This is a genomic window from Chitinophaga sp. (genome assembly GCF_036569185.1).
In the GTDB taxonomy this organism is placed as follows: Bacteria; Bacteroidota; Bacteroidia; order Chitinophagales; family Chitinophagaceae; genus Chitinophaga.
The window spans coordinates 1-4,435 of sequence record NZ_DATCRD010000426.1 but is presented as its reverse complement, the minus strand read 5'-3'; the positions used below and the strand labels follow the sequence as shown (position 1 = coordinate 4,435).

Genomic DNA, 4,435 nt, shown 5'->3' with positions numbered 1-4,435 from the left:
GCATACAGATAATTGCCTTTTATAGCTATATCTATATTTCCCATTACATTTAAAAAAGAAACTTTTTTGGGAGATGCCGGCGTACTGTTATCGATCACGTGGATGCCCTGATAGGGCTCATTTACAAAGATATACTGGTCTTTTACATAGATCTTGCCTGTGATGCCAATTTCCTTTGGTGCCTCCGATTTAACAGAGGCCCAGTAGTCTTTTACTGCCATTAATACGGGGGTGTATACCTTTCGCTGGACTATTTTAGTGCATTTGTCCTTTGCGCATCCGCCGAGAGCTACTATAACGGCGATCAGAACCGGGAATTTGATATAGGTAGAAATATGCATGGGGGTAGGTTTGATCGTTTAACGCGAATACAGGAATAAAAGTTACAAGCCAAATATTTATCTTTATAGCTTTCTTCAACAAACACGGACATGAACATGAATAGAAAAAGTATTATCGCGGGGCTGGTATGCTGCATGGGACTGGGATTGGTGACTCCTTCCGGTGTGATGGCACAGGTATCGGCTATTAAGAACGAAAGCGTTAAAGGCGGGTCCCTGATAGGCGCCTGGGATATCAAGGTCAGCGAAAACGGCGTAGATAAGCCCTCCTGGCTGGAGGTAGAGCTTTCCGGGTTCAGTACCCTGGTAGGCCGCTTTGTGAGCACCGGCGGAAGCGCCAGGCCCATCTCCAAAGTAAACTTTGATAACGGTAAGTTCAGCTTCTCCATACCGCCACAGTGGGAAAGGGAAGACCGCGACCTGAAGCTGGAAGGTACGGTAACAGACGCTGGCATCAGCGGTACTATCCATACCAGCGACGGGCATTCCTATTCTTTTACCGGGGTTAGGGCGCCGGATCTCAAAAGAACCGCGGCTCCAGTATGGGGAAAACCGGTAAAACTGTTCAACGGGAAAGACCTGAGCGGCTGGAAAGCATTGGGTGAAAACCAATGGATCGTTAAAGACGGTATCCTTACCAGCCCTCATTCCGGTGCTAACCTCATCTCGGAAAAAACTTTTTCGGACTTTAAACTGCATGTGGAATTCCGCTACCAGGCAGGTAGTAACAGCGGCGTATACCTGAGAGGCCGCTATGAAACACAGATCATCGATAATCCTAAAACAGAAGCGCCTTCCAGCCACCTGTTCGGAGGCATATACGGCTTCCTGGTGCCGAACGAAATGGCAACGCTGGGCCCCGGCCAGTGGCAAACCTACGATATCACGCTGGTAGGCCGACTGGTAACGGTGGTAGCCAACGGTAAAACCATTATCTGCAACGCAGCTATCCCCGGTATCACCGGCGGCGCGCTGGACAGCAACGAAGGAGAGCCAGGCCCGATCTATTTCCAGGGCGATCATGGTCCTATTGAATTCAGGAACATCGTGATCACTCCCGCCAGGTAATGCGGATTTTGTCTGACTCACTGATTATGATGATTACGCTGATTACCCTGATTTTATTTTAAGTTTTAAAAAAAAAAATTAAGGGAGATATATGCGGGTAAATCCGCTTATATCTCCCTTATTATTATCAGATTCCCCCAAATAAATCAGGGTAATCAGCGTAATCATCATAATCAGTGAGTCAGACAAAATCCGCTCATCGCCGAAGGCGATGATAACAGTAATTTTATTTGCCGTGTATAAAATTTCATTATTTTTGCGGCAGTTGTTCTTTATAGAAAATGCCCCGGCAGTATCCCCAAATAGTTTGATACCTGCGCTGACCGCAGGTGTTGTTATTTACAACCTACCATTTGTTATACCCGCCTTTCTTGTGTAGCCCAATAGTGTATGACCAACATGCTTACAATTGAATTTGCCCGCTTCAGTTAAATATTCCCGCATTTTGGCGTAGATACTCCACGAGCCTTCACTACGATCATTTTACTATATGATCATCTGATTTATTCAAAAAAATAATGAAAACATGAACAAGTATGAAAGACTAAAGTCCGGACTGGAAACCACCGGCACAGGAAAAATGAAGGCCTTTGGCACTTCTATGTTACCTATTCTGAAAAGCGGTACCCTGCTTACATTTGTAAAAGCGCCAACATACGATATCGGCGATATTGTATTCTGTAAAGTAAAAGGCCGCTATATTGATGCACATAAAGTGATAAAGAAAGACGCCGGCAAAGGCTACCTGATAGCCAATAACCACGGGTTTGAAAACGGGTGGACAAAAATAATCTATGGCCGTGTGGTGTTGGGCGAATTTGAAAATAAGGTGATCTATAAAAAAGATTAACCTGGGCACGTGCCGAAATCTTTCCTTAAATTGAATAAATAAATTAGCTGCATGAAAGGTATTTGGAATAACTTCTGGCTCATTTACATGCTATTCTTTGCCGTCCCTTTTCCCATGCTCATTTATTACAACACCGAGTATGGAATAGTGGATGAAAACGGCGGTACCAGGCCCTGGCTGGCGCTTGCATTGCTGGCCATTTCGGTAGTGTTATGGCTGATACTGGTCCAGGGCTGGTTCCGGAGATGGATCATACTGCCCTTTATCATGAGGAGAAATATCCTGCGTCTTTTAAAAGAAGGCGTAAGGAAAGATGCACGTATAAAAAGCAGTAAGGAATTACCTGCAGCAGGTAAGGATGTGGAGACGAGGGAAATAGTATGTTCCCTGCAAAATTTTGTTGGTACGGAAATCACCGAACAGCTGGAGGTGAATGATACCAAACCTGAGCTCCATCGCTACGATGAAGGGAAAACCATCCGGTTGCTGATCGATGACAAGCTCAAAGCTGTGCCGCATTTAACGCTGGATGGCGTAACAGTGGGGATGAAAGCCGGACGGCTCATTACGTCGCTGCTGGCCTGGTTACTGATAGTGAGCGCTATTGCAGGTTATTACGTATACTCTTACCAGTTAGAGAACTTCGGGCGGGGCTGGCGCTTCCTGGAGTTTTATCATCCCCTTGTTTTGTGCCCGTTTATTTTACTGGTGGGCCGTATCAGCTTTGGTAAACTGATCCGCCTTTTTATAGGCGGGCCCGGCAATGGGCTGCAGCTAAAGTATTACGGCATCCGTACTGATGCACAGATCGTTTCCGCGGAGCAAACCGGCACTTATATCAATGAACAGCCCCAGGTGCGCTTTGAATTGCGCTACCAGGATAATTTGGGTAAAACCCATACGGCTTCATTAAAGAAAATAGTGCCGCTCCTGGATCTGAATATAACAAAGCAGGAGTCCATCCCGGTTTTTTATCTGAAAGAAGACCCTACGCAGGTAGCATTTGCCAGCGATATTGAGGAATAAAATATTATGAAGATGCGTTTACAACAGTTAACCGGTATAATAATAATGATGATGTGCGTATCCTGTAACCAGTTCCGGCAATCCATACACGATACCCTGTATGGCAGCGATACCGACAGCAGTTATAAGAACCTGCCTAAAAGCCAGGAGGAAGAGGTGATCACCACTACTTCCGGTTCAGACACCAGCGTGAGCGCCCATATCAGTATCAGTACCTCTACTACCACCACCACTATTGAGCATAGCAACGGTACTACCATCGTCCATAATTCCCACACCACAAACGACAATTTTCTCAGCGATGCCATCGCGCTATTGAACGCCGAAAACGCACTGCGTGCATTACCGGCCTTTGCGGGGAAAAGCATCTATCTTTATAAAGCAATTCATTTCTATAACGACGGCCGGATAAATGTAACCATACAACACCCGGACAACCCCGAATATATTGATGAATATAACTACAGCAATGGCAAATGGGAGGATCCCAAACCAGTGCAGCTATCAGTACATGATGATATAAAGAAAGCATTGATCAGTCTTGATAACGTGAATTTCGTATGTGCTTCCGCGGTATACAGTAATTATAACCGCAAAGCAAGGGAGGTACAGGGCGCTGCACCGCTTACACATATTTATGGCATATTTGAGTCCAGGAAGCTCATCTGGCACCCGCAGTCCATTAATGGCAGCAGGGAGAAATATTTCATCAGTTTTAACCCATCCGGCGGAGTGAAAGATTATTACCGCCAGTAGGTTGTATTGCAAAGGAACGCAACAGAAAGTTGGCATAACGGCCTGATCATTTACGGAAACCGAAAGATGTGCAGCTTTATTTTGCAGACACTACGATAAACGGCTCAAAGGAAAAGTAGGCCTCAAAGGCGTACTGTACCGGTGTTTTGGAGGAAAAAAGAGTTATATTCATTGTCTATAAGCTGACCAATGCCCTTAATATGAATCTCCAGGAAGATTAAAACTGCCGTTATGTGGAAAATACTTGTATTGGATGACAACCCCGGTATTCTTGAAGCGGTGTCCCTGGTGCTGTCGAGAAAGCATATGGAAGTGATCACACTGGAGAACCCGGCGGTTCTTCACGAATATATTGGCCGGCATCATCCCGACATCCTGTTGATGGACGTTGCAA

The 4,435-nt window shown here is 45.5% G+C and carries 5 protein-coding genes; 4 read left to right on the top strand and 1 reads right to left on the bottom strand.

All coding sequences use genetic code 11. The features are described 5' to 3' along the window. Positions 1 to 341, bottom strand: a 341-nt coding sequence (locus tag VIM72_RS32245) for a hypothetical protein (protein WP_332006906.1), incomplete at its 3' end; no start/stop codon positions are given. Between the two features lie 96 nt (positions 342 to 437). Here VIM72_RS32245 and VIM72_RS32240 point away from each other — a divergent pair. The 4 genes from VIM72_RS32240 to VIM72_RS32225 all read left to right on the top strand — a co-directional run bounded on the left by VIM72_RS32240 (position 438) and on the right by VIM72_RS32225 (position 4,041). Next, positions 438 to 1,409 carry a DUF1080 domain-containing protein gene (locus VIM72_RS32240; RefSeq protein ID WP_332006905.1) on the top strand — a complete coding sequence of 324 codons (972 nt, stop codon included), beginning with the start codon at positions 438 to 440 and terminating at the stop codon, positions 1,407 to 1,409. A gap of 526 nt (positions 1,410 to 1,935) precedes the next feature. Continuing rightward, positions 1,936 to 2,259 (top strand): S24 family peptidase, encoded by a 324-nt coding sequence (locus VIM72_RS32235; protein ID WP_332006904.1) that lies wholly within the window; start codon positions 1,936 to 1,938, stop codon positions 2,257 to 2,259. A 51-nt stretch (positions 2,260 to 2,310) separates the two neighbouring features. Further along, entirely contained in the window at positions 2,311 to 3,285 is a 975-nt protein-coding gene (locus VIM72_RS32230; protein ID WP_332006903.1) for a hypothetical protein, read from the top strand. Positions 3,286 to 3,297: 12 nt separating this feature from the next. Continuing rightward, complete coding sequence (locus tag VIM72_RS32225) at positions 3,298 to 4,041, top strand: hypothetical protein (RefSeq protein WP_332006902.1); 744 nt, start codon at positions 3,298 to 3,300, stop codon at positions 4,039 to 4,041. The last annotated feature ends 394 nt before the right edge of the window (positions 4,042 to 4,435 follow it).